Raw genomic sequence first — 24,826 nt, forward strand, 5'->3', positions numbered from 1 at the left:
GGAGCCGATGAACGAGCAGCCCCAGGCGCCGGACCCGTGGAAGAGCTTCCGCGGCGTGATGGCCGGCACGCTGATTCTCGAGGCGATCGTGGTGCTGCTGGCCCTTCCGGTGGTGGCCACCGTCGGCGGTGGGCTGACCGGATTGTCCATGGCCTATCTGATCGGATTCGCGGTCCTGCTCGTGTTGATGGCCGGCGTCCAGGGCCGGCCCTGGGCCATCTGGGCGAACCTGGGGGTGCAGGTGATTCTCGTTGCCGGCTGGTTCATCTATCCCGGGATCGGCGTCGTCGGTCTGTTGTTCGCTGTGGTCTGGCTGCTGATCGTCTACCTGCGCGCCGAGGTGCTGCGTCGTCAGCAGCGTGGGTTGTTGCCGGGGCAACAGACCGAGCGTTGATTCAGGTGATCTTCAGGGTCACCGCCTGGATCGGATCCCATCCGAAGATGCTGCTCGGCCCGGTCAGGAACACCACGTGGTCGCCGTCGGCGCTCACCACCACCCCTCCAATGGACCCCCTGGTGATGGTGTTGCCGAGCTGACGGCCGTCGGCAGTGCTGAGCACCGCCAGTTTCGTGCCCGTCGAGGTGACCACGATGCTGCCGTCGCCGCTGACCTGGCTTCCGCTGCGGACCTCATCGAAGAGGGTGAGCGTCGTACCCAGCTGGAGCCCGGTGGCCGGGTTGATGATGGCGACCTCAGTGGTGGATATGCGCTCACCGTTGACATATACGGAGCCCAGCGCCGTGACGACGGCACGGTTCGTGTCGGCATCGAAGCTCACCCCGCCGTCTGGGAAACCGTCCAGCGTTGTGGTCGAACCGATCTGCACTCCGGCAGCGGTGTCGATGACGGTCAGCCGGGAGAGGTAACCGAGGTACGGGCCGTCGGCGTAGGCGTTCGTGATCAACATGACGCGGCTTCCATCGTCGCTCACCTCGAACCCACCGTACGACCAGCCACTCAGGGCGAGGGTATCGCCGATCTGGACTCCGGAAGCCGTGTCGATGACCTGCGCCTCGATGCTCAGGTACGGCGTCGACTCATTGAGGCCCCTGATGATGACGGCACGACTCCCGTCGTCGCCCAACGGTCCGGTGAAGTAGGGATAGTCCCACGAACCCGAACGCACCGTCGTGGTGCCGATCTGGTTACCGGTGGTGGTGTTCAGCGATGCGAATCGCGTTGTCGTGACACCCGTTTGCTCGTCGGTTGCGACGGCCCGCAGGACGGCACGGGAGCCGTCGCGGCTGACGTCGACCGAGCCCTCGCCGGGCAGCGCGAGTGTCTGGCCCACCTGCTGGCCAGTGGCGGTGTCGAACACTGCCGCCTGCACGAGGCCACCGGTGGTGGACGTCACCAGCGACAGTGTGCCGGATGCGCCGCCAATGGTTGCGTTGCCGACCGATTGAATCCCGGCGCCGGTGGCCCGGGCACCGGTGTTGAGGTCGACCATCGTCGTCTGGAGCGTTGTGACGTGGTTGATGTCGGTGACCGATGTGGTGATGACCACTCGGGTGCCGTCGGCGCTGTACTGCGGATCGCTGTAGCCCGTACGGCCCGGCAACGTCAGCGTGGTGCCGATCTGCTTGCCGGTGCTGACGTTGATCACCGTTACCTGCGCGGTCGCGCCGATCAGCGTCCCGTACTGCGAGTCGGTGATAACCACGGCCCGGGTGCCGTCCGGGCTCATTGTCGCCGTGCGGGGCTGGAGGACGGAGCCGGGCAGTGTGACGGCGCCGATGATGGAGGCCGTTGTCGGTCCGACGGTCGGCAGGATCGGCAGGCTGACGGTGACCGGGACCGAGGTTCGGTTGTCCGTCACAGTGATGGTGACCTTCGTGGTCGTGGGACCTCCGCTCGCGGCCGCGTCGCGGGCAGCCTGATTGGGGAATAGATAGAAGCTGCGCGTATCGCCGACCCAGCTGTCAGAGCCGAAACTTCCGATCGACGGGTCGCTCGAGACCCAACTCCAACTCAGCGGGTCGCCGTCGGGGTCGCTAGCGGTGACTCTCACCGAGACCCTCCCGTCGTCGGGGTCGGGGGTTCCGACGACGGGGGGGCTCACGACGGGCGCGGTGTTGCCGCGAGTGAGGCCCAGCACGCGCACGATGTTGTCGTTGGTGTCGGCGACGTAGACGGTGCCGTTGGGCCCGACGGTCAGAGCGTGGCCACCGGTCGTGTCGGTGTCGATCACGCCCGTACCGATCACGGTGTTGGTGGCAGTGTCGATGACCGAGACGGTGTCGTTGCCGTTGGCGACGAATGCGCGTCCGGTCGCGGGGTCGAGTGCGATCGAGGTGGGTGCGGTTCCCACCGGGATGGTGCTGGCGCCAACGGTATTGGTGATGGTGTCGATTACCGACACCGTGTTCGCGCCGGTGTTGACGACATAGAGCCGGCCGTTCGTCCCGAGTGTCATGGCGGACGGTTGTTTGCCGACCGCCAGGGTCTTGGTGACACGGTAGGTGGTGGTGTCGATCACCGACACGGTGTTGCTGTCGCGGTTGGCGACGTAGAGCTGGCTCCCAGTGAGCGTCAGCGCGCTGGGTGAATATCCGACCGCGACGTCGTTGGAGAACCAGTTGTTGGGCTGGGTGTCGATGCGCTTGAAGTTGGTGGTGTCGATCACCGACACCGACGCCCCGCCCCGGTTCGCGACATAGAGCCGGCCGTCGGCGCCGAGAGTCATTGCGCTGGGGTTGGATCCGACGGCGATGTCGTTGGAGAACCAGTTGCCGGGGTCGGCGTCGATGGGCTTGTAGGTGGTGGTGTCGATCACCGACACGGTGAGCCAGCCCGTGTTGGCGATGTAGAGCTTCTTGCCGTCGGGGCTGAGCAGCAGGGCGCCGGGCCAGGGCCCCGCCTGAATGTCGTTGGAGAACCAGTTGTTCGGTTGGGCATCGATCTGCTTCCCGGTCGCGGTGTCGATCACCGAGACCGTCCAGTTGGCCGTGTTGGCCACGAACATCCGCCCGTCGGTGGTGACGGCCATGGCCGATGGTGCGGGCCCCGTCGTCAACGAAGCGCTCGTCGAATACTGCAGCGGCGAGACATACACGGACACAGCCGCATTGGTGGTCTGCTGGCCGTCGCTAACGGCGACGGTGAACGAGTCGGTGTCCGGCGTGGCCGTGAGCCCGGCAGCCATCCGCGCGGTCTCGCTCGGCGTGTAGGTGTAGGCGCCGGTGGTCGGATTCAGCGCCACGGTGCCCTTCGCGGGTCCGGTCACCACGGCGTAGATCAGTGGGTTGTTCTCCGGATCGGTGGCGGTTACGGTGCCGGCCACCACACCCGTCACCGAGTTCGGCACCCCGATGGGCTGGGGTGGCACGGTCGGTGCCGAGTTGGGCAGGGCCAGTGCGGATGCCTCGAATGTCATTGCCTGCGCGATGCTTTCGTTGCTGAGTGTAGCGACGGCCGGGGAGCTCGAGGGCGCCCCGGCCGTCGGATCCCCCGACGTGCGCAGGCGCGTGCCGACAGCCAGCAGCGCCAGTTCCACGGGCGAGTCGACCGGTGTGGCCGGGTCATCGGACGTCAGTGGCCCCAGTGTTGCGGCGACCAGCACGGTGACCACCGCCTCGCCGACGGTGGTATCCGGGACGGACTCGTCATCCTGCGGCGTCGAGATCTGCTGTAGGGCAACAGCATCAGCGGTGGCTGCCCGCACGGCGGCACGGTCCGCGGCCGGCGGGCTCTGCACTGCATCAGTGAGTCGGGACTGCGCTGGTGCAGCGACCTCACGCCAGGTGGCCTCGGGTCGTTCGTCGATCTCCTGACGGCGATACGTGGGGCTCGGCTCACGCGTGTGTTGACCCGAGCCGGTGTCGGGCCGGGTGTCGTCGGAATCCACCTCGGTCGTCGCATCGCTGATATCGCGCGCGGCTCGGTCGGGCTTCGTCGAGAGCCGCCGCGAACTGTGCCGCCCGGAATCATCCACGGGCTCGGGATCGCCCGAGTCCGGTACGGCCGTCTCCGGATCCGCGTTGTCCGATTCTCCGGTGGGTGCGGTGGTGTCGTCCTTCTCGGATGCGGAACTCTCCGGCGTCGACGGTGTGTTGGCACGTGGCGCTGGGCCCGCGGCGGGCGACGAAGCCGCGCTCGCATCGGCGTCGGTGGAACCGCCGTCCTCGGCCCACGCCACCCATTGCCCGCTCGCCAGCGCAACGCCGACCCCCAGCGCCATCGCCAGTCCGCCGACACGACCGATGAAACGTCCACCATTCACGAGAGCCTCCCCAAGTCGGTCGTCAACGCCTGGACCTCATCGTGGGTGTCGAATCCGGAGACCGGTTCAGTAGTGCGCTACTGCACTTTGGGCTGCACCGGCCGGTGCTACTTGGTCGCGCCCGGTCGCGCGGGACCGGTACGCTGTCGCCGTGACCGAGCGGACTCTTGCCCTGATCAAGCCCGACGGCGTCGAGCGCCGGCTGGTCGGGGAGATCATCAGCCGGATCGAGCGCAAGGGCCTCACGGTCGCCGCGCTGGAGCTGAAGAACGTCAGCGACGAACTGGCCCGGGCGCACTACGCCGAACACGAGGGCAAACCGTTCTTCGGATCGCTGCTGGAGTTCATCACCGGCGGCCCGGTGGTGGCGCTGGTCCTCGAGGGCCCCCGGGCCATCGCGGCGTTCCGGCAACTCGCCGGTGGTACCGACCCGGTGGAGAAGGCCGTCCCGGGGTCCATCCGTGGCGACTTCGGCCTGGAGACTCAGTTCAACCTGGTACACGGCTCGGATTCACCGGAATCGGCCGCCCGCGAGATCGGCCTCTGGTTCCCGAACTTCGCCTGATCGCTCCGGCAAATCGTCAGCCTGGTCTTCAGACCGTCGGGGATGTGGGATACTGGCCCCGGGTGTACGTCGTCACACGGGCGTCGTAACCCCGGATGAAAACTCTGACGAGCGCGACCACCGCTTCCTGCGATGCGGCGCCGACCGTCGAAGTGATCATTCAACCCAGGCACCGGGTGTAGTTCCTCGGAGAACTCCGAGAGCAGCCCGGGGCGAGACCATACAAGCCCGGCGAGCCCCGTCGGGTGAATAGCGGAAGCCCTTGCGCGGCCGCGTCCGAATCGGACGCGCCCGAGGGCTCGAGGAGACTACGTGGCCGACGATGCCTCAATCCAAGATCACACCGAACACCTCGCCGAATCGGGGGAACTGACCCCGCCCGGCGCGGATGCCGACCTGCCCGAACGCCTGCGGGTGCATTCGCTGGCCCGGGTGCTCGGAACCACCAGCCGCAAGGTGCTCGACGCGTTGAGCGAGCTGGACGGCCGCACCCGCAGCGCGCACTCCAGCGTCGACCGCACCGATGCCGTTCGGGTCCGCGACGTGCTGGCGCAATCCGCCGACTCACAGCCCAGCGGTGCCGCCGACGAAGCGGCGGTCGCCGACGCCGAGCCGGAATCCCGGTTGCTGCTCGAGACCCCCGAACCGGACGCGCCGCAGTCCGGCCCGGCCGCCGACTATCTGCCCCTGTTCGTCGCACCCGTGCCGGTGTCCGCACCGCCGGCCGGCCCGTTGGCCGACTCGGGGTCCGGTGACGATTCCGAACCCGGCGACGACACGGACTCGGCGGACGACGAGGACCAGGACGACCAGGACGACCAGTCCGAGAAGCCGGCCAACCGGCGGCGCCGTCGCGGCCGTCGTGGCCGGGGCCGCGGCAAGGGCGGGGACGGAACCGGCGATGGCGACGCCGAAGGCGATGGCGACGACCAGGGCGACGCGACGGCCGACGAGGCCGACTCCGACGGTGACGGCGGCGGGGACGACGACGAGGGCGACGACGACGCCGCGGGCGGGGACGGGTCGAGCCGGCGCCGCCGGCGCCGCCGGCGCCGCAAGTCCGGATCTGGTGAAGACGGTGATTCCGGATCACCCGACGACCCGCCCAACACAGTGGTGCACGAACGCGCTCCGCGCGCGAAATCGGGCAAGGGCGGCAAGGGTGACACCGACGAGATCCAGGGCATCAGCGGCTCGACGCGGCTCGAGGCCAAGAGGCAGCGCCGCCGCGACGGCCGCGACGCCGGCCGGCGACGTCCGCCCATCCTGAGCGAGGCCGAGTTCCTGGCCCGTCGCGAGGCCGTCGAACGCACCATGATCGTCCGCGACAAGGTCCGCACCGAACCCCCGCACGAGGGGGCCCGCTACACGCAGATCGCCGTGCTCGAGGACGGCGTCGTGGTCGAGCACTTCGTGACCTCGGCGGCCTCGGCATCCCTGGTGGGCAACATCTACCTCGGCATCGTGCAGAACGTCCTGCCGTCCATGGAGGCGGCGTTCGTCGACATCGGCCGCGGCCGCAACGGGGTGCTGTACGCCGGTGAGGTCAACTGGGAGGCCGCCGGGCTCGGCGGCGCCCAACGCAAGATCGAGCAGGCCCTCAAGCCCGGCGATTACGTCGTCGTCCAGGTCAGCAAGGATCCGGTCGGGCACAAGGGCGCCCGGCTGACCACCCAGGTTTCCCTGGCCGGCCGGTACCTGGTGTACGTCCCGGGGGCGTCGTCGACGGGTATCAGCCGCAAGCTGCCCGACACCGAACGCCAGCGGCTCAAGGAGATCCTGCGCGAGGTCGTCCCGGCCGACGCCGGTGTCATCATCCGCACCGCGTCGGAGGGCGTGAAGGAAGAGGACATCCGCGGCGATGTGTCGCGGCTGCAGGAACGCTGGACCGAGATCGACGCCAAGGCCAAGGAGATCACCGAGAAGAAGGCCGGCGCCGCCGTTGCCCTCTACGAGGAACCCGACGTCCTGGTCAAGGTCATCCGCGACCTGTTCAACGAGGACTTCTCCAGCCTGATCGTGTCCGGCGACAACGCCTGGGACACCATCAATGAATACGTGAGTTCGGTTGCGCCAGAACTGGTCTCGAAGCTCACCAAGTACGAGCCGGTGTCGTCGGAGGGGGTGCCGGGTCCGGATGTGTTCGCGGTGCACCGCATCGACGAACAGTTGTCCAAGGCCATGGACCGCAAGGTGTGGCTGCCCTCGGGCGGCACCCTGGTGATCGACCGGACCGAGGCGATGACCGTCGTCGACGTCAACACCGGCAAGTTCACCGGCGCCGGCGGAAACCTCGAGCAGACCGTCACCAAGAACAACATCGAGGCCGCGGAGGAGATCGTGCGCCAGCTGCGGCTGCGCGACATCGGCGGCATCGTGGTCATCGACTTCATCGACATGGTGCTGGAATCGAACCGCGATCTGGTGCTGCGCCGGCTGACCGAGGCACTGGCCCGGGACCGCACCCGCCACCAGGTGTCGGAGGTGACCTCGCTGGGTCTGGTCCAGCTGACCCGCAAGCGGCTGGGCACCGGTCTGGTGGAAGCGTTCTCGACCACCTGCACGCACTGCGCGGGCCGGGGCATCGTCCTGCACGCCGATCCCGTGGACAACGCGGCCGGGGCGGGCGGCTCACCGTCGAACCGCAAGTCCGAGCCGGGCGGTGGCAGCACCGGCCGCCGGGGCAAGCGCGGCGGCAAGAAGGCCCGTGCCGACGAGCCGGCCCCCGCGGTGGCCAAGGTTCCCCCGCACACCGTCGGCGACCACCCGATGTTCAAGGCGATGGCCGCGGCCAACGGTAAGCACGACGACGAGCACGGCGAGCCCGACATCGCGGACGTCGAGGACGTCGAGGAGATCGCCGCCGAGGTGCCCGCGGACGACGTCGATGACACCATCGATGAGCCGGCCGACGAGGCTGCTGCGACTGACGAGGCCGATGACGTCGACGATTCGGAACTGGATCTGGACGAGGACGACGAGGACTCCGACGACGATCTCGACGACATCGACCTCGACGATTCCGACGAGGACACCGACGAGGACTCCGACGACGAGGACACCGACGAGGACTCCGACGACGAGGACTCCGACGACGAGGACGACGAGGATTCCGACGAGGACTCCGAGGATTCCGAGGACGAGGATTCTGACGACGAGGACGACGAGGACGTGGGAGCCGAACCCGTCGTGTCGGCCGGTCGGCCCCGGCGGCGTCGCGCGGCCGCCCGACCTGCGGGTCCGCCCCGCTGAGGCGTCCAGCCGCGCGGTTTGACCCGATACCCGCTGGTCACGTAACCTTGAGCAGTTGTCGCCAGGGGAGCACCCGGCGACGCGGGGCTTCATCGCCCGCACCCCAGACCCGTGCACGCAGCCTTCGGGTGGCGCGCGCCCGCTAGACGAGACGAAGCAGAAGGACCAAGGACGATGGCTGGCGATTCCAGATACGCAATCGTGAAGACCGGCGGCAAGCAGTACAAGGTGGCCGCCGGCGACGTGGTGAAGGTCGAGAAGCTCGACGCCGAGCCCGGCGCCAAGGTCGAGCTGCCCGTCGCCCTGGTCGTCGACGGCGCGAAGGTCACCACCGACGCCAAGGACCTGGCCAAGGTCGCCGTCACCGGTGAGGTGCTCGAGCACACCAAGGGCCCCAAGATCCGCATCCACAAGTTCAAGAACAAGACCGGCTATCACAAGCGCCAGGGCCACCGTCAGCAGCTGACGGTGCTCAAGGTCACCGGAATCAAGTAGTCGCAGGAGCGAAGAGACATGGCACATAAGAAGGGCGCTTCCAGCTCACGCAACGGTCGCGACTCCGCCGCCCAGCGGCTCGGCGTCAAGCGTTTCGGCGGCCAGGTCGTCAAGGCCGGCGAGATCTTGGTGCGGCAGCGCGGCACTCACTTCCATCCCGGCGTGAACGTCGGCCGTGGCGGCGACGACACCCTATTCGCCACGGCGGCCGGTGCCGTCGAGTTCGGCGTGAAGCGCGGCCGCAAGGTTGTCAACATCGTCCCGCCGGTAGCTGCGGAGGCCTAATCTCTCCCGTCGAGATCGACGTTATGGCGGCCCGCACTCGCGATTAGTCGCCCAAACGTACGTTTCGGCGAGGAAAGGTGGTTCCTGATGGCGCCCCGCTTCGTCGACCGCGTCGTGATCCACGCGCGGGCCGGCTCCGGCGGCCACGGCTGCGCCTCGGTCCACCGCGAGAAGTTCAAACCGCTCGGCGGCCCCGATGGGGGCAACGGCGGGCGGGGCGGCAGCGTCGTCCTGGTGGTGGACCCGCAGGTGCACACCCTGCTGGACTTCCATTTCCACCCCCACGTCAACGCCCCCAACGGCAAGCAGGGCGCCGGCAGTAACCGTGACGGCGCGGCCGGTACCGATCTCGAACTCAAGGTTCCCGACGGCACCGTCGTCCTCGACGCGAATGGCCGCCTGCTGGCCGATCTGGTGGGGGAGGGCACCCGTTTCGAAGCCGCCGCCGGCGGCCGCGGTGGCCTGGGCAATGCGGCGCTGGCGTCGCGGGCCCGCAAGGCGCCCGGTTTCGCGCTGCTCGGCGAGAAGGGTGAGGAACGCGAACTCACCCTCGAACTCAAGACGGTCGCCGACGTCGGTCTGGTCGGTTTCCCGTCGGCGGGCAAGTCGTCGCTGGTGTCGGCCATCTCGGCGGCCAAGCCGAAGGTGGCCGACTACCCGTTCACCACGCTGGTGCCCAACCTCGGCGTGGTGTCGGCCGGGGATCACACCTTCACGGTCGCCGACGTACCGGGTCTGATCCCGGGAGCATCCGAGGGCCGGGGGCTGGGTCTGGACTTCCTGCGCCACATCGAGCGCTGCGCGGTGCTGGTGCACGTGGTGGATTGCGCGACGCTGGAACCCGGCCGCGACCCGATCTCCGACATCGACGCCCTGGAAGCCGAACTGGCGGCCTACCAGCCGACGCTGCAGGGCGATTCGACGCTGGGCGACCTCGCGGATCGGCCGCGTGCGGTGGTGCTCAACAAGATCGACATCCCCGACGGCAAGGAATTGGCCGACTTCGTCCGCGCCGACATCGAGGCGCGCGGCTGGCCCGTCTTCGAGGTATCCACGGTGAGCCGGGAAGGCTTGCGGCCATTGACCTTTGCGCTGTGGGACATGGTTTCGGCGCACCGCGCCGCGCAGCCGGCGGTGGCGCCGCGCCGTCCCGTCATCCGGCCCATCCCGGTCGACGAGACCAGTTTCTCGGTCGAGTCCGACGGCCGTGGCGGCTTCGTGGTGCGCGGCGCCCGGCCCGAGCGTTGGATCGCGCAGACCAATTTCGACAACGACGAGGCCGTCGGTTACCTGGGCGACCGACTGGCACGCCTCGGTGTCGAGGATCAACTGCTCAAACTCGGTGCCAAACCGGGCTGCGCGGTCACCATCGGCGATATGACGTTCGACTGGGAGCCGCAGACCCCCGCCGGCGTGGACGTCACGATGACCGGCCGTGGCACGGACATCCGCCTGGAGCGCAACGACCGGGTGGGTGCGGCCGAACGCAAGGTGGCGCGCAAACAGCGCCGCGAGAGCGACCCGCAGGAGTGAGCGACTCGACGAGCGCCCGAGGTACGAGGGCGCGAGGAGGAGCGAACCCGTCGGGCGGCGGCAGCGACTCGACGAGCGCCGGAGCGAGTAGCAGCGCGCACCGCGACGCCATCCGTTCGGCGCGCTCGGTCGTCGTCAAGATCGGCACCACCGCGCTGACCACCCGCGAGGGACGGTTCGACGCCAATCGGCTGCAGTATCTGGTTGACGCCATCGAGGCTCGGATGAAGGGCGGCTCCGATGTCGTCATCGTCTCCTCGGGTGCCATCGCGGCGGGTATAGAACCGCTCGGACTGGCCAGGCGCCCAACGGATCTGGCGACCAAGCAGGCCGCGGCCAGCGTCGGGCAGGTGGCCCTGGTGAACGCCTGGAGTGCGGCCTTCGGCCATTACGGCCGCACCGTCGGGCAGGTGCTGCTGACGGCGCACGACATCTCGATGCGGGTCCAGCACACCAACGCCCAGCGCACCCTCGACCGGCTCCGCGCGCTGCACGCGGTGGCCATCGTCAACGAGAACGACACCGTGGCCACCAACGAGATCCGGTTCGGCGACAACGACCGGCTCTCGGCGCTGGTGGCGCAGTTGGTCGGCGCCGACGCGCTGATCCTGCTGTCCGACATCGACGGGCTCTACGACGGCGACCCCCGTAAGGCGTCCCCGGACAGCCCCGCCCGATTCATCCCGGAGGTCGCCGCACCCGAGGATCTGACCGGCGTGACCGCGGGTGCCGGCAGCAACCTGGGCACGGGCGGGATGGCCTCGAAACTGTCGTCGGCCTTGCTGGCCGCCGACGCCGGGGTGCCCGTCCTGCTGGCGGCCGCCGCTGATGCCGCCGCCGCCCTGGGCGATGCGTCCGTCGGCACGGTGTTCGCGCCGCGCGCGGAGCGGATGTCCGCCCGCCGGTTCTGGGTGCGGCACGCGGCCGAAGCGGCGGGCGCGCTGACACTCGATGCGGGGGCGGTGCGAGCGGTTGCGAAGCAGCGGCGCTCCTTGCTGCCGGCGGGGATCACCGCGCTGTCCGGCCGGTTCCACGGCGGTGACGTCGTCGAGCTGCGGGGCCCCGACGGTGCCATGGTGGGCCGCGGCGTGGTCGCCTATGACGCGGGCGAACTGGCGACGATGATCGGCCGGTCGACATCGGAATTGCCGCCCGAACTGCGTCGTCCCGCGGTCCACGCCGACGACCTGGTGGCCGTTTAGACGACGAGAGCGCACGGGGTTCGGTCACCCGTGCGCTCTCCGGTGTCGCCGCGTCAGCCGGCGTGGAAGTAGTGCTTGTTGTGGTGGTTCGGGAACTGCCGGGCGCCGGGGGTGTTGGGGTTCCAGTGCTGCGTCTGGTCGGCGTGGGTGCTGCTGACCGAGGGGCCGTCGTTGACCGTGGAGGTGGCGGCGTGGCCGGCGGTGGCGGTGCCCAGGGCGATGATGGCCGGGGCGATGGCCAGGGTGGCTCCGGCGGCGATCCGGCGGGCGATGGTGTTCATGTGAATCTCCTTGGCTGAGTGGGCTTCTGGTCTGTCGGGCCGGTGTTCTTCGGCGATGACCCAACAATGCCGCGGCACAGGGAGGATCGGGATCGGGTGACCGGTGGATGCGCAGGGGGATTCGGCTGTCCCCCGATCGGTGGACGGATTTCGGTGCAGGAGCCGTCGCTGGGCGACGGTCAGCGCACCGAAATCGCTCGGATCAGACGAGTTCGTCGCGCAACAGGGCGAGCATCTCCGAGCAGCCGGCGTCGACCTTGACGGTGGCCAGCGGGTCGCCCCGGGTCGCCCCGCGGTTCACGATCGCCACCGGCTTGGCCCGCGCGACGGCATGGCGGACGAACCGGTAGCCGGAGAACACCGTCAGCGACGAGCCCGCCACCAGCAGTGCATCGGACTCATCTACCAGCGAATAGGCTTGTTCGACAACGTCTTTGGCGACGCTATCGCCGAAGAAGACGATGTCGGGTTTCAGCATCCCGCCGCAGCGCGGACAGTCCAGGTAGCGAAACGTGTCGGTGTCGGCCACCGTGGCGTCGGCGTCGGGCGCCACCCGGATCAAGGGGTCCTCGCCGCCCCGTTCGGCGCGCTCGAGGAACCCCGGGTTCAGGGTCTCAAGTTCGTCGGCCAGCGCCGCTCGGCCCAGGGTGTACCCGCAGGCCAGGCACACCACCCGGGCATAGGTGCCGTGCAGGTTCAGCACCCGCCGGCTGCCGGCCCTGGTGTGCAGTAGGTCGACGTTCTGGGTGATCACCCTGGTAAGGGCACCGCCGTGTTCCAGATCGGCCAGGGCGCGGTGCCCGGCATTCGGCTCGCAGGCCGCCATGTGCCGCCACCCGACGTGATTGCGGGCCCAGTAGCGTCGCCGGAACGCCGGATCGCCGGTGAACTGACCGATGGTCATCGGATTGCTCGGCGGCGAGTCCGGACCCCGGTAATCGGGGATCCCGGAATCGGTCGACAGTCCGGCCCCGGTGAGCACGGCGAGCCGCCGGCCGATCAGTGCGGAGACCAATTCGGGGGCCTCGGCGCACGGTGCGGGGCGGTTCACGGTTGCCAGGGTAGGCCCGGCCGGCGACCCCCGGGTGCGACAATGGGACGGTGAGCTGCCCCGACAGGTTCCACTCGGCCTACCGGCACGGTTTCGTCCGGGTGGCCGCGTGCACGCTGCACACCACCATCGCCGACCCCGCCGCCAACGCCGCGGCGGTGCTGGCCACGGCACGCGAATGCCACGACGACGCCGTGGCGCTGGCGGTGTTCCCCGAGCTGACGTTGTCCGGCTACTCGATCGACGACATCCTCCAGCAGGAAGCCCTGCTCGAGGCCGTGCAGGACGCGCTGGCGACCATCGTGGCGGCCTCCGCCGAGCTGCTGCCGGTGCTGGTGGTCGGGGCGCCGCTGCGGCACCGCAACCGGCTCTACAACACCGCCGTGGTCATCCATCGCGGCACGGTGCTCGGCGTCGTGCCCAAGTCGTACCTGCCGACCTACCGGGAGTTCTACGAGCGCCGGCAGATGGCCCCCGGCGACGACGTGCGTGGCGAGATCACCGTCTGCGGTGCATCGGTGCCCTTCGGCCCGGACCTGCTGTTCGGGGCCGCCGATGTGCCGGGCTTCGTGCTGCACGTCGAGATCTGCGAGGACATGTGGGTGCCGGTCCCCCCCAGTGCGGGGGCCGCGCTGGCCGGCGCGACGGTGCTGGCGAACCTGTCCGGCAGCCCGATCACGGTGGGGCGCGCCGAGGACCGCAAGCTGCTCGCCCGCTCGGCCTCGGCGCGGTGCCTGGCGGCCTACGTGTACGCCGCCGCCGGCGAGGGCGAGTCCAGCACCGACCTGGCCTGGGACGGTCAGACGATGATCTACGAGAACGGTGCGCTGCTGGCCGAATCCGAGCGTTTCCCCAAGGGTGCCCGGCGCAGCGTCGCCGACGTCGACGTCGAGCTGCTGCAGGCCGAGCGGCTCCGGATGGGTACCTTCGACGACAATCGGCGCACCCTGGGGATCGACGACCCGGACGTGCGTCGCGTGGACTTCGTGCTGGACCCGCCCGATAAGGACATCGGCCTGCGGCGCAACGTCGAGAGATTCCCGTTCGTGCCGTCGGATCCCGCACGGCTGCAACAGGATTGCTACGAGGCCTACAGCATTCAGGTCTCCGGGCTGGAGCAGCGGCTGCGGGCACTGAGATATCCCAAGGTGGTGATCGGCGTCTCCGGCGGTCTGGACTCCACCCACGCGCTGATCGTGGCGGCCCGCGCGATGGACCGTGAAAACCGCCCTCGCACAGACATTCTCGCGTTCACCATGCCCGGTTTTGCCACCGGTGAACGGACCAAGGGCAACGCCATCGCGCTGTGCAAGGCGCTCGGGGTGACCTTCGCCGAACTCGATATCCGGGACACCGCCCGGGTGATGCTGGCCGAGATGGACCATCCGTTCGCTCGCGGGGAGAAGGTGTACGACGTCACCTTCGAGAACGTGCAGGCCGGGTTGCGCACCGATTATCTGTTCCGGCTGGCCAACCAGCGCGGCGGCATCGTGCTGGGCACCGGTGACCTGTCCGAACTGGCGCTGGGCTGGTCCACCTACGGGGTGGGCGACCAGATGTCGCACTACAACGTCAACGGCGGGGTGCCCAAGACCCTCATCCAGCACCTGATCCGGTGGGTCATCTCCTCGGGTCAGTTCGAGCCGGCGGTCGGGGAGGTGCTGCAGTCGGTGCTCGACACCGAGATCACGCCCGAACTGGTGCCCGCCGATGCCGGCGAGCAGGTGCAGAGTAGTCAGGCGAAGGTGGGACCCTATGCGCTGCAGGACTTTTCGCTGTACCAGGTGCTGCGTCACGGATTCCGGCCGTCGAAGATCGCGTTCCTGGCGTGGCACGCCTGGCGTGATACGGAGCAGGGGCACTGGCCGCTGGGCTACCCGCTCGACGAGCGGCCGTCCTACTCGCTGGGGGAGATCCGGCACTGGCTGACGGTGTTCGTGCAGCGGTTCTACTCCTTCGCCCAGTTCAAGCGCTCGGCCCTGCCGAACGGGCCCAAGGTGTCCGCCGGTGGGGCGCTGTCGCCACGCGGGGACTGGCGGGCGCCCTCGGACATGTCGGCGCGGATCTGGCTCGACGAGATCGACCGCAACGTGCCGCCTGAGTAACCACGCCGAAACGTACGTTCGGGCGGGAAAACGCGAGAAGGAACGTGCAGAACGTCGATCTCGGGTGCGTCCGATGGGCCGGACCGAATCCGACCCGACCGTGGATTTGGCTCGAACCCAAGGTGATCATGATCAACCGGGCGTAGTGTCCGCCGGGATACCGGGGACGGAAGTCGGGAGAACACCGGTGGGTGCTGCGGGCTATGTGGGTCGGGTCGGTGGATTGGCGTTGGCGCTGGGCATCGGCGGTGCGGTCTTCGTCGGTGCCGGCGTGGCGTACGCGGCGACGGACGGTGACTCGGCGGCCGCTTCCGACTCCTCCTCGACGACGCATTCAACCTCGCCCTCGGCGGACTCGAAAAACCAGGCACCGCAGGATGATTCGAATGCCAGCCAGGAGGCGGATGACCGGGCCGTCGTCACCGGAGGCTCGGACAAGGGCGGCGACGATTCCGCCGAGGCGGACCGGGACGCCGAGAAGGCCTCTCAGGAGGCTGTCGACCAGTCCGCAGAAGCAGCCGACCCCGAGGACAGCCCGGAATCCGAGCCCGTTGAGAAACCGGAGAAGGCCGCGCCGGAACCACGGTCGCCGGCACCGCGGGAGGCCGCGGTCGAACTGACGGCCACCCCGTCGACCACCGATACCGCCACCGGCGATCCGGCCACGCCGGTGCCGGTCGACCCGCCGGCGACGCTGGCGCTGGCTGCGGTGGCCCGACGCGAGGTCGCCGAAGCCACCGCCCCGATCAGCTATGCGCCGACGGTCGGCGTGTCCAAGGGCGTCATCACCGGCACCAACGACGCCCCGGTCACGTCCATCAGCGGCACCGAACTCACCTACAACGTCGTCGGCAAGACCCTCACCGGCGGCAAGGTGTACCTCGACGCGACCACCGGCGACTTCTCCTACCTGCCGAACTCCACCCAGATGGTGCCCGGCGGCCACGACCGGATCAACGTTCTGGTTGCCGAGGACACCGCGTTCAACCAGATGCTGGAGTCGGCGATACCGCTCGGCAAGTACCTCGTGCCGGCGGTCCTGGTGACCCTGCACCAGATCCCGATCCTCAACGTGATCCTCTCGCCGCTGATCGGCCGCTCCGTTGTGGTTCCCGTGAACATCGACGTCGGCTCGTTCGTCGGTGCCGATAAGGATCCCATCGCGTTCACCACCATGATGAAGTCCTTCGACGGCACCATGATCAGCGTCAACTACTTCCCGGCGCTCGATCTGACGGCGGGTCGGACGGCACCGACGATCCTCAACGGCCCGAGCCTGGCCACCGCCGGCTACATCGACCCCAACCAGCAGAGCACCTTGCTGGGTGCGGTGCCGGGCCTGGCGCTGCTGCGGGATGGCTACAACGTGGTGACCTGGGATCCACGCGGTGAGTTCGATTCCGGCGGGCTGATGCACCTGGATTCGCCCCTGTTCGAGGGCAAGGACGTGTCGTCGATCATCACCTGGCTCACCACCCAGCCGGGGACGAAGTTCGACCCGAACAGCACAACGGATCCGCTGATCGGCATGGTCGGCGGTTCCTACGGCGGCGGCATCCAGCTGTCGACCGCGGGCATCGATCACCGCGTCGACGCCATCGTGCCGGTGATCGCCTGGAACTCACTGGATTCCGCGCTCTACCCCAATCACGGCTTCAAGACCACCTGGGCCGAGATCCTGCTGTTGTCGTTGACATTGCGCGGCGCGCGGGTCGATCCCCAGGTGTACCTGGGTATCCTCACCGGGGCGCTGCTCGGTTTCGTCTTCCCCGCCCAACAGGATTTCCTGAAGGAGAACAGCCCGGGCACCGTGGTCGGCGACAGCACGACGCCGACGCTGTTCATCCAGGGCACCGTCGACAACCTGTTCCCCCTGTCGGAGTCGCTGGCCAATGCCGGGGCGATGGACCCGCAGGTCCCGGTGCGAATGATCTGGTACTGCGGCGGCCACGGCTCCTGCCTGACCATGAGTACCCAACAGCAGGACACCCAGGCGAAGTTCCTGCGCGACCAGACGATGGCCTGGCTGGACACCTACGTCGCGCACAAGGGCGACACCACCGCCGCAGCCACCGGGCCCAAGTTCACCTGGGTCGACCAGGACAACAGCTGGTTCACCTCCGACAGGCTGCCGAACGACCCGGAGTTCGTCAGCGGCCGGCTGCGGTCGACGGGCACCGGAGGGTTCAGATTCATCGTCCCGGGCCTGGGGGGTTCCGGTCCGCAGACCAAGACCTTCTTCCCGCTGTCCTACACGCTGGGCGCGGACGCCCCCGGCGCCATCGACACCACGGTGTTCAACACCCGCAACGCCACCTATCACCTGGTGGGTTCCCCGACCGTGACGTTCGACTACTCGGGGCTGGGGACGAGTCGCAACGTCTATGCCCAGCTGGTCGACACCGCCACGGGTCTGGTGCTGGGCAACAACGTGACCCCGATCCCGGTGATCCTGGACGGCCGGACCCACCCGGTCACGGTCGACCTGCAGGACATCGCGTACACGATGAAACCCGGTGCATCGCTGCAGCTGCAGATCGTCGACTCCGCCACGGCCTACGAGAATTACATCTCGTACGGCGCCATCCAGATCTCGTCCGTCGAGGTGACCCTGCCGATCGCGGCCCAGGCGAAGCCGTTCACTCCGCCGACGGCCGGGGTGGGGGCGTCGGCGGGCCCGCCGCAGGATCTGGGCGATCTGCTCTGGCCCAGCTACTGACTTCTGGGCGGGGTCAGCGGGATAGGCCGAGCCCGGGCACGAACCGGCCGACTTCCTGGGTGTAGGACCGGTAGGAATCCTGGTGTACCGCAGCCAGATACGGCTCCTCGACCATCCGCACCTGCATCTCGATGGTGGCCAGCAGCAGCACGAATCCGGCCAATGCGACGACGTTGGGCGTGACCAGGGTGATGCCGAGGCCGAAGGTCAACATGGCCGTGAAGATCGGATTCCGGACCCGGCCGAACACCCCGCTGCGCACCAGCTCGGTCCGCTCGGCCGGGTCGACGCCGATCCGCCACGAGTTGCCCATGTCGATCTGTGCGTACACGGTGCCGGCGATTCCCAACAGCGCCAACGCAATTCCGGTGACCTGGATCCACGGCGCGTGCAGCCACGGCACGGGCGCCACTCGGCCCGCCCATTGCAGCGCGGGTGCGGCCACCGCGATCAACAGGGCCAGGACGAACCCGGCGCCGGCGAACCACTCGGCCGAGCCGGGCCGCCCGCTGACGCCCTTGAATCCGGTCGATCCGGTCCGCCGATGCTGGAGCCAACTGCGCCAGCCAAATCCGAGCACTGCGAAGACCGCGAACAGGACGAGGGCGATCAACGGCATGAGTCCTCCTCGCAGCAGTCGTGCGTCTGCGTCGTTGGCGCACAGCACGTATCACCCTGCCAGGCCTGCACGCCCTCGTATGCCGCCAATGCCGCCACGAACAGTGCGGCCAGCGGGTCGGCCCACCACCAGTCGGCGAGACTGTTCAGCAGCAGGCCGACGAGCAACACCGCTGACAGGTAGCTGCACAACAGCGTCTGTTTCGAATCAGCAACCGCAGAACGGGATCCGAGTTCGGCGCCGGTGCGCCGCTGCGCGAACGAGAGCATCGGCATGATCAGCAGGCTCGCGGCCGCCAGGCCGATGCCGATCGGCGAGTGCTGGGCTTCGCTGCTGATGCCCAGTAGCGTCAGGCTGGCGTCGAGGCAGACGTAAGCGGCCAGGGCGAAGAATGAAAAAGCAATGAGGCGCAACGCGATTCGCTCGCGAGCTTCGGGGTCGCTGGTGGAGAATTGCCAGGCGACCACGGCGGCCGAGGACACTTCGATCAGCGAATCCAGGCCGAAGCCGAACAGAGCTGCCGAGGACGCCCGGGTGCCTTCGGTCAGCGCGATGACGGCCTCGATGACGTTGTAGGCGATGGTGGCGGCCACCAGCAGCCGGATCCGGTGTTTCAGCAGCTCCCGACGTGATCGAATGGCGGTGTTGCTCACGGGCAGCATCCCGGATCGACGGCGAGCACAAGCCCCAGCAGATCATCGATCGCGTGGCCGATTCGCGGGTCGGAGAGTTCGTAGCGCTGCCGGCGGCCCTCGGGTTCGACCACCACCAGTCCGCAGCCGCGCAGGCAGGCCAGATGGTTCGACAGGATCTGGCGGGACACGCCGATGCGGTCGGCCAAGTCGGCCGGGTAGCCGGGGCCCTGGCGCAGCGCCAGGAGGATCTCGACGCGGGTGGGGTCGGACAATGCGGCCCCGAATCGGGTCAGCCCATCGCGCTGCGTGATCGTCTGCACACTGCCGACAGTACAGCAGAAGATGTATTCAGAAAATGCTGAATCAAAGGCGGCCGTCGCCACGCAGATCGGGATGCACCCAGTCGGGGGAGCGGCGCTCCTTGAACGCGATGAAGCCCTGCCGCGCCTCGTCCCCGCTGTAGCTGGCCTTCATCCCGATCCGGTCGTAGAGACCCAGGTAGGCATCCAGGCTGGCCTTCACCACCCCGCGGGCCCGCGGTGCGGTGCGACAGCACGCGGTCAACACCTCGTGGGCCGCCGGCATCAGATCATCGTGCGGCACCACCCGCGCGACCATGCCCCAGTCGAGGGCCTCCTTCGCCGAGAGCACCCGGCCGGTGAACATCAGGTCCCGGGCCCGCACCGGGCCGATCAACCGGGCGAGCATCTGGCTGTAGTAGGTGTCGGCGATGCCGCGGTAGAGCTCGGGCACCCGGAACGTCGCGCGCTCGCTGACGACGGCCATGTCGCTGCACAGCGCGATCTGCAGCCCACCACCCTGTGCCAGCCCGTTGACCGCGCTGACCACCGGTTTGATCGACTGGCGCAGCTTCTCGAACGGCGTGATGTCCATGTCCATGCCGGTGCCCACCGCACCGAGCCAATTGTCGGAGCCGTCGCCACCACCGAGGTCGCCGCCGGGGGCGAACACGTCACCGGTGCCGGTGATCAACAGGCCGGCCAGGTCGGCGTCGGCGTCCACCAGACCCACCGCATAGCGGATCCCGAAATACATCGCGGGTGTCATCGCATTGCGCGCCGCCGGGCGGTCCAGCGTCACCACACCGAACGGGCCCTGCCGTTCGAATGTCAGGTACGGGGTGCCCAGCCAGTCGCCGTCGGGCGGTCGCGGTGTCATGGGGGCGAACTATACGAGTGCGTCCTCGATCGCCTCGTCCGTCGGGGCGCAGTCTCCGGCGCCCGGAACCAGCGTGGCCAGCGCGCCGGCGGTGACCGCGCGCCGCAGTGCGTGATGAGGGTCGGCGCCCCAGCCCGCCGCCAGCACGCCGGCGAAAACATCACCGGCGCCGGTGGTGTCGACCGCCTCGACCCCGGGGGCGGCAACCGTGAGCTCACCCTCGGGACCCACGCAGCCGGCACCCCGGGGGCCGCGTGTGGTCACCAGGTAGGGCACCGGCCAGCGCCAACCGGCAGCCTCCGTCTCGTTGACGATGACGACGTCGCACACCGCGGCCAACTCGCCGAGATCATCGTCCGTCACCGGCGAGGCGTTCAGCATGACGGTGACACCGCCGGCGCGGGCCTGGCGCGCGGCGGCCAGCGCCGTCGCCGGCGGGATCTCCAGCTGCATCAACAGCACATCGGCGGCCGCGACGATGTCGCGCACCTGGGCCGAGCCCATCGTCAGATGTGCGTTGGCACCCGGCGCCACCACGATCAGGTTCTCCGCCGACCGTCCGACCACCACCGCCGCGGTGCCGCTGGGAACGGGCAGCCGGACCACCGCGCCCACGTCGACACCGTTGCCACTCAGGTGGTCCAGCAGTGCGCGACCGGCCGCATCGTCGCCGACCGCGGCCACCACCGCGACGTCGGCGCCGGCCCGGGCGGCGGCCACCGCCTGATTGCCGCCCTTGCCCCCGGGCTGGTGGTGCAGCGCCGACGCCAGGACGGTCTGGCCGGGTCCCGGCAGCGCGGTCACGTCGAACAGCAGATCCATGTTCAGACTGCCCACCACGACCACCCGAGCCACCTGCCCAGGCTAACCGGCCGGTGTGCTTGTCGCCGGGCCTCGCGCTCGCGGAAGTGCACCGTTCGCCGAACCCGCCGGTGTGGTTGTCGCCGGGCCTCGCGCTCGCGGAACTGCACCGCTCGCCGAACCCGACGGCGAGCCGATAAGCTGCACTAATGAGTCTGCGAGCATCGACGCTTCCGGATACCGATCGGCGGGCCGAGGTGCACGACGCCGCGCGGCGCGCCCGCGCCGCCGCCCGCGAACTGGACACCCTGACCACCACGGTCAAGGACCGCGCGCTGCACACCGCCGCCGACGCCGTCCTCGGCGCGGTCGATGCGATCCTGGCCGCCAACGCCGAGGATCTCGATGCCGCCCGCGCCGCCGGCACCCCGGACGCGATGCTCGACCGGCTGGCGCTCAACCCGCAGCGGGTCGACGGGATCGCCGCCGGGTTGCGGCAGGTGGCCGGGCTGCCGGATCCGATCGGCGAGGTGCTACGCGGCCGGACCCTGCCCAACGGCCTGCAGTTGCGTCAACAGCGCGTCCCACTGGGCGTCGTCGGCATCGTCTACGAGGGCCGGCCCAACGTCACCGTCGACGCCTTCGGGTTGACCCTGAAATCCGGCAACGCCGTGCTGCTGCGCGGCAGCTCCTCGGCGGCCCGCTCCAACGAGGCGCTCGTGTCGACCCTGCGCGGTGCCCTGACCGCCGAGGGCCTGCCGCCGGATGCGGCGCAATTGCTGTCCAGCGCCGACCGCGCCAGTGTCACGCACCTGATCCAGGCCCGCGGTCTGGTCGACGTGGTGATCCCGCGCGGTGGTGCCGGCCTGATCGACGCGGTGGTCCGCGACGCCATGGTGCCGACCATCGAGACCGGGGTCGGGAACTGTCACGTCTACGTCCACGAAGCCGCGGATCTCGATGTGGCAGAACGGATCCTGCTGAACTCCAAGACCCGCAGGCCCAGCGTGTGCAACGCCGCCGAGACGCTGCTGGTCGACCGCGCCGTCGCCGACGTGGCACTGCCGCGGCTGGTGTCCGCACTGCAGCGGGCCGGGGTGACGGTGCACGACAACCCGTCCGAGGACGAGTTGCGCGCCGAATTCCTGTCGATGGACCTGGCGGTGGCGGTGGTCGATGGTCTGGACGCGGCCATCGCACACGTCAACGAGTACGGCACCGGTCACACCGAGGCCATCGTCACGCGCGATCTGGCTGCGGCGCAACGGTTCACCGAACGCGTCGATGCCGCCGCGGTGATGGTCAACGCGGCAACCTCTTTCACCGACGGCGAGCAGTTCGGCTTCGGCGCCGAGATCGGCATCTCCACCCAGAAACTGCACGCACGCGGCCCGATGGGTCTGCCGGAACTGACTTCGACCAAGTGGATCGTCTGGGGAGACGGCCACGTGCGACCCGCTTAACATCAATCTATTCAGCGCCCACTGCGACGATGTGCGAGTGACCTTCGCAGGCAACGCTGAACGGATATCGAACCGAGGAGCCCAATTGGACACCCCCGCAACGACGACGCCGCTGTTCGCCGACATCGACGACGTGTCCCGCCGGCTGGCCGAGACCGGCTACCTGCCCGACACCGCAACGGCCACAGCGGTTTTCCTGGCCGATCGGCTCGGCAAGCCGCTGCTGGTCGAAGGACCGGCCGGGGTGGGTAAGACCGAACTGGCCCGGGCGGTGGCGCAGTGCACGGGTTCGGGGCTGGTCCGGTTGCAATGCTACGAGGGCGTCGACGAGGCCCGCGCGCTCTACGAGTGGAACCACGCGAAGCAGATCCTGCGCATCCAAGCGGGCTCGGGGGACTGGGATCAGACCAAGATGGACGTCTTCAGCGAGGAGTTCCTGCTGCAGCGCCCGCTGCTGACCGCCATCCGGCGCACCGACCCGACCGTGTTGCTGATCGACGAGACCGACAAGGCCGACATCGAGATCGAGGGCCTGCTGCTCGAGGTGCTCTCGGACTTCGCGGTCACCGTTCCCGAGCTGGGCACCATGACCGCGCAGCGCAAACCGTTCGTCGTGCTGACCTCCAATGCCACCCGCGAACTGTCCGAGGCGCTCAAACGTCGGTGCCTGTTCCTGCACATCGATTTCCCCGACGCCGACCTCGAGCGGCGCATCCTGTTGTCCCGGGTCCCGGAGTTGCCCGAGAAGATGGCCGAGGAACTGGTGCGCATCATCGGCGTGCTGCGCGGCATGCAGCTCAAGAAACTGCCGTCGGTCGCCGAGACCATCGACTGGGGCCGCACCGTGCTGGCCCTGGGCCTGGACACCATCGACGACGCCACCATCGCCGCGACCCTGGGTGTGATCCTCAAGCATCAGTCCGATCAGCAGAAGGCCTCCGGCGAGCTTCGCCTGAACTAGAGGAGCCGAACCGATGCGCCGCACCCGCCCGCCGCAACCGCTGGCCCCGCACGGGCTGCCGGGACATCTCGTCAACTTCGTCGACGCGCTGCGTGCGCAGGGGATCTCGGTCGGGCCGTCGGAGACGGTGGACGCCGGGCAGGTGCTGGCGACGCTCGGCCTGGCGGGCCGCGACGTGCTGCGGGAGGGCCTGGCGTGTGCGGTGCTGCGCCGCGCCGACCATCGCGAGACCTACGACGCGATGTTCGATCTGTGGTGGCCCGCCGCGCTGGGGGAGCGCACGGTGCTGGTTGCCGAAGATGGTGAGGCCGCCGCCGACGCGCTCGAACTGCCCCCCGAGGACGTCGAGGCCATGCGCAAGATGCTGCTCGACCTGTTGGCGCAGAACGAAGACCTGGCCAACATGGACGAGCGGATGACCGCGATGATCGCCCAGATCGTCGAGCAGTACGGCAAGTACAACTCCAGCCGCGGCGCGTCGTACTCGAGCTATCAGGCGCTCAAGGCGATGGCGCTGGACGAGCTGGAGGGCAAGTTGCTGGCCGGGCTGCTGGCACCCTACGGCGACGACGCGACCCCCACCCAGGAGGAGATTGCCAAAGCGCTTGCCGCCCAACGCATCACGCAATTGCGGAAGATGGTCGAAGCGGAGACCAAACGCCGGACCGCCGAACAGCTGGGTCGCGATCACGTCCAGATGTACGGCATCCCGCAGCTGAGTGAGAACGTCGAGTTCCTGCGCGCCTCCGGCGAACAGCTCAAGCAGATGCGCAAAACGGTGGCGCCGCTGGCGCGCACCCTGGCCACCCGGCTGGCCGCCAAGCGCCGCCGGCACCGGGCCGGGCAGATCGACCTGCGCAAGACACTGCGCAAGTCCATGTCCACCGGCGGTGTGCCGATCGACGTCGTGTTGCGCAAGCCGCGGCCGGCGCGCCCGGAACTCGTTGTGCTGTGCGATGTCTCGGGATCGGTGGCCGGATTCAGCCACTTCACGCTGCTGCTGGTGCACGCGTTGCGCCAGCAGTTCTCCCGGGTCCGCGTGTTCGCCTTCATCGACACCACCGACGAGGTCACCCACTTGTTCGGCCCGGACGCCGATCTGGCCGTCGCGGTGCAGCGCATCACCCGGGAGGCCGGCGTCTATACCCGCGACGGGCACAGCGACTACGGGCACGCCTTCGTGTCGTTCCTGGACAAGTATCCCAACGTGCTCTCGCCACGCAGCTCGCTGCTGGTGCTCGGCGACGCCCGCAACAACTTCCGAAATCCGGAGACGGAGCTGCTCACGCACATGGTGACGGCCAGCCGGCACGCGCACTGGCTCAACCCCGAGCCCCGGCACCTCTGGGGCAGTGGGGATTCGGCGGTGCCACGCTACGAGGACGTCATCGCCATGCACGAATGCCGCTCGGCCAAACAGCTGGCGTCGGTGATCGACGCACTGCTGCCCGTGTGAG

20 protein-coding genes are annotated in these 24,826 nt (G+C 68.8%); 12 read left to right on the forward strand and 8 right to left on the reverse strand.

The annotated features are described in order from the left end of the window. Positions 1–7: 7 nt before the first annotated feature. Positions 8–394: a DUF4233 domain-containing protein gene (locus U0R18_RS18310; protein ID WP_526371243.1), complete on the forward strand. Its 387-nt coding sequence runs from the start codon at positions 8–10 to the stop codon at positions 392–394. 1 nt (position 395) lies between these two features. Here U0R18_RS18310 and U0R18_RS18315 read toward each other — a convergent pair whose 3' ends face one another. Continuing rightward, entirely contained in the window at positions 396–4,223 is a 3,828-nt protein-coding gene (locus U0R18_RS18315) for an Ig-like domain-containing protein (RefSeq protein ID WP_526371044.1), read from the reverse strand. A gap of 151 nt (positions 4,224–4,374) precedes the next feature. Here U0R18_RS18315 and ndk point away from each other — a divergent pair, with 151 nt between their 5' ends. From ndk to proB, 6 genes are all read left to right on the forward strand, one after another. Next, complete coding sequence (gene ndk / locus U0R18_RS18320) at positions 4,375–4,788, forward strand: nucleoside-diphosphate kinase (RefSeq protein WP_526371046.1); 414 nt, start codon at positions 4,375–4,377, stop codon at positions 4,786–4,788. Positions 4,789–5,100: 312 nt separating this feature from the next. Next, positions 5,101–8,040: a ribonuclease E gene (rne, locus tag U0R18_RS18325; protein ID WP_526371048.1), complete on the forward strand. Its 2,940-nt coding sequence runs from the start codon at positions 5,101–5,103 to the stop codon at positions 8,038–8,040. A 174-nt stretch (positions 8,041–8,214) separates the two neighbouring features. Beyond that, entirely contained in the window at positions 8,215–8,535 is a 321-nt protein-coding gene (gene rplU, locus U0R18_RS18330; RefSeq protein WP_526371050.1) for a 50S ribosomal protein L21, read from the forward strand. Between the two features lie 18 nt (positions 8,536–8,553). Beyond that, positions 8,554–8,820 carry a 50S ribosomal protein L27 gene (gene rpmA / locus U0R18_RS18335; RefSeq protein WP_526371052.1) on the forward strand — a complete coding sequence of 89 codons (267 nt, stop codon included), beginning with the start codon at positions 8,554–8,556 and terminating at the stop codon, positions 8,818–8,820. A gap of 87 nt (positions 8,821–8,907) precedes the next feature. Continuing rightward, on the forward strand, positions 8,908–10,353 hold the full coding sequence (gene obgE, locus U0R18_RS18340) for a GTPase ObgE (protein ID WP_526371054.1): 1,446 nt from the start codon (positions 8,908–8,910) through the stop codon (positions 10,351–10,353). Between the two features lie 110 nt (positions 10,354–10,463). After that, on the forward strand, positions 10,464–11,555 hold the full coding sequence (gene proB / locus U0R18_RS18345) for a glutamate 5-kinase (RefSeq protein ID WP_526371245.1): 1,092 nt from the start codon (positions 10,464–10,466) through the stop codon (positions 11,553–11,555). Positions 11,556–11,608: 53 nt separating this feature from the next. On the opposite strand, the gene U0R18_RS18350 is transcribed toward proB, so the two are convergent. Further along, the gene (locus tag U0R18_RS18350; protein ID WP_526371056.1) at positions 11,609–11,836 is read right to left on the reverse strand and encodes a hypothetical protein; all 228 of its coding nucleotides are present in this window, start codon (positions 11,834–11,836) and stop codon (positions 11,609–11,611) included. Between the two features lie 202 nt (positions 11,837–12,038). Next, positions 12,039–12,887 carry a Sir2 family NAD-dependent protein deacetylase gene (locus U0R18_RS18355; protein WP_526371058.1) on the reverse strand — a complete coding sequence of 283 codons (849 nt, stop codon included), beginning with the start codon at positions 12,885–12,887 and terminating at the stop codon, positions 12,039–12,041. Between the two features lie 50 nt (positions 12,888–12,937). Between U0R18_RS18355 and U0R18_RS18360 the strand changes: the two genes are divergently transcribed. Together U0R18_RS18360 and U0R18_RS18365 are read left to right on the forward strand one after the other, a co-directional pair. Then, a complete protein-coding gene (locus U0R18_RS18360) occupies positions 12,938–14,992 on the forward strand; it encodes an NAD(+) synthase (protein ID WP_526371060.1) in 2,055 nt (684 codons plus the stop codon). A gap of 187 nt (positions 14,993–15,179) precedes the next feature. Further along, a complete protein-coding gene (locus U0R18_RS18365; protein WP_526371062.1) occupies positions 15,180–17,711 on the forward strand; it encodes a CocE/NonD family hydrolase in 2,532 nt (843 codons plus the stop codon). A 13-nt stretch (positions 17,712–17,724) separates the two neighbouring features. Here the strand turns inward: U0R18_RS18365 and U0R18_RS18370 are convergent, their stop codons facing one another. Genes U0R18_RS18370 through U0R18_RS18390 form a run of 5 tightly spaced genes read right to left on the reverse strand, consistent with a single transcriptional unit; the run spans position 17,725 to position 20,966 of the window. Further along, positions 17,725–18,330 carry a methyltransferase family protein gene (locus tag U0R18_RS18370; RefSeq protein WP_526371064.1) on the reverse strand — a complete coding sequence of 202 codons (606 nt, stop codon included), beginning with the start codon at positions 18,328–18,330 and terminating at the stop codon, positions 17,725–17,727. Next, positions 18,321–18,992, reverse strand: a complete 672-nt coding sequence (locus tag U0R18_RS18375) for a cation efflux transmembrane domain-containing protein (RefSeq protein ID WP_526371066.1) — start codon at positions 18,990–18,992, stop codon at positions 18,321–18,323. Before U0R18_RS18375 ends, U0R18_RS18370 begins: the two co-directional genes overlap by 10 nt. Continuing rightward, complete coding sequence (locus U0R18_RS18380) at positions 18,980–19,285, reverse strand: ArsR/SmtB family transcription factor (RefSeq protein WP_526371068.1); 306 nt, start codon at positions 19,283–19,285, stop codon at positions 18,980–18,982. Before U0R18_RS18380 ends, U0R18_RS18375 begins: the two co-directional genes overlap by 13 nt. Before the next feature lie 43 nt (positions 19,286–19,328). After that, positions 19,329–20,144: an enoyl-CoA hydratase/isomerase family protein gene (locus tag U0R18_RS18385; RefSeq protein WP_526371070.1), complete on the reverse strand. Its 816-nt coding sequence runs from the start codon at positions 20,142–20,144 to the stop codon at positions 19,329–19,331. 9 nt (positions 20,145–20,153) lie between these two features. Further along, on the reverse strand, positions 20,154–20,966 hold the full coding sequence (locus U0R18_RS18390; protein WP_526371247.1) for a PfkB family carbohydrate kinase: 813 nt from the start codon (positions 20,964–20,966) through the stop codon (positions 20,154–20,156). Positions 20,967–21,154: 188 nt separating this feature from the next. Between U0R18_RS18390 and U0R18_RS18395 the strand changes: the two genes are divergently transcribed. The 3 genes from U0R18_RS18395 (at position 21,155) to U0R18_RS18405 (ending at position 24,825) form a co-directional block, all read left to right on the forward strand. Beyond that, a complete protein-coding gene (locus U0R18_RS18395) occupies positions 21,155–22,408 on the forward strand; it encodes a glutamate-5-semialdehyde dehydrogenase (RefSeq protein WP_526371072.1) in 1,254 nt (417 codons plus the stop codon). An 85-nt stretch (positions 22,409–22,493) separates the two neighbouring features. Continuing rightward, positions 22,494–23,369 carry an AAA family ATPase gene (locus tag U0R18_RS18400; RefSeq protein ID WP_526371074.1) on the forward strand — a complete coding sequence of 292 codons (876 nt, stop codon included), beginning with the start codon at positions 22,494–22,496 and terminating at the stop codon, positions 23,367–23,369. Positions 23,370–23,382: 13 nt separating this feature from the next. Continuing rightward, entirely contained in the window at positions 23,383–24,825 is a 1,443-nt protein-coding gene (locus U0R18_RS18405) for a vWA domain-containing protein (RefSeq protein WP_526371076.1), read from the forward strand. Position 24,826: the final 1 nt, after the last annotated feature.

Source organism: Mycobacterium sp., from assembly GCF_046330795.1.
Classification (GTDB): domain Bacteria; phylum Actinomycetota; class Actinomycetes; order Mycobacteriales; family Mycobacteriaceae; genus Mycobacterium.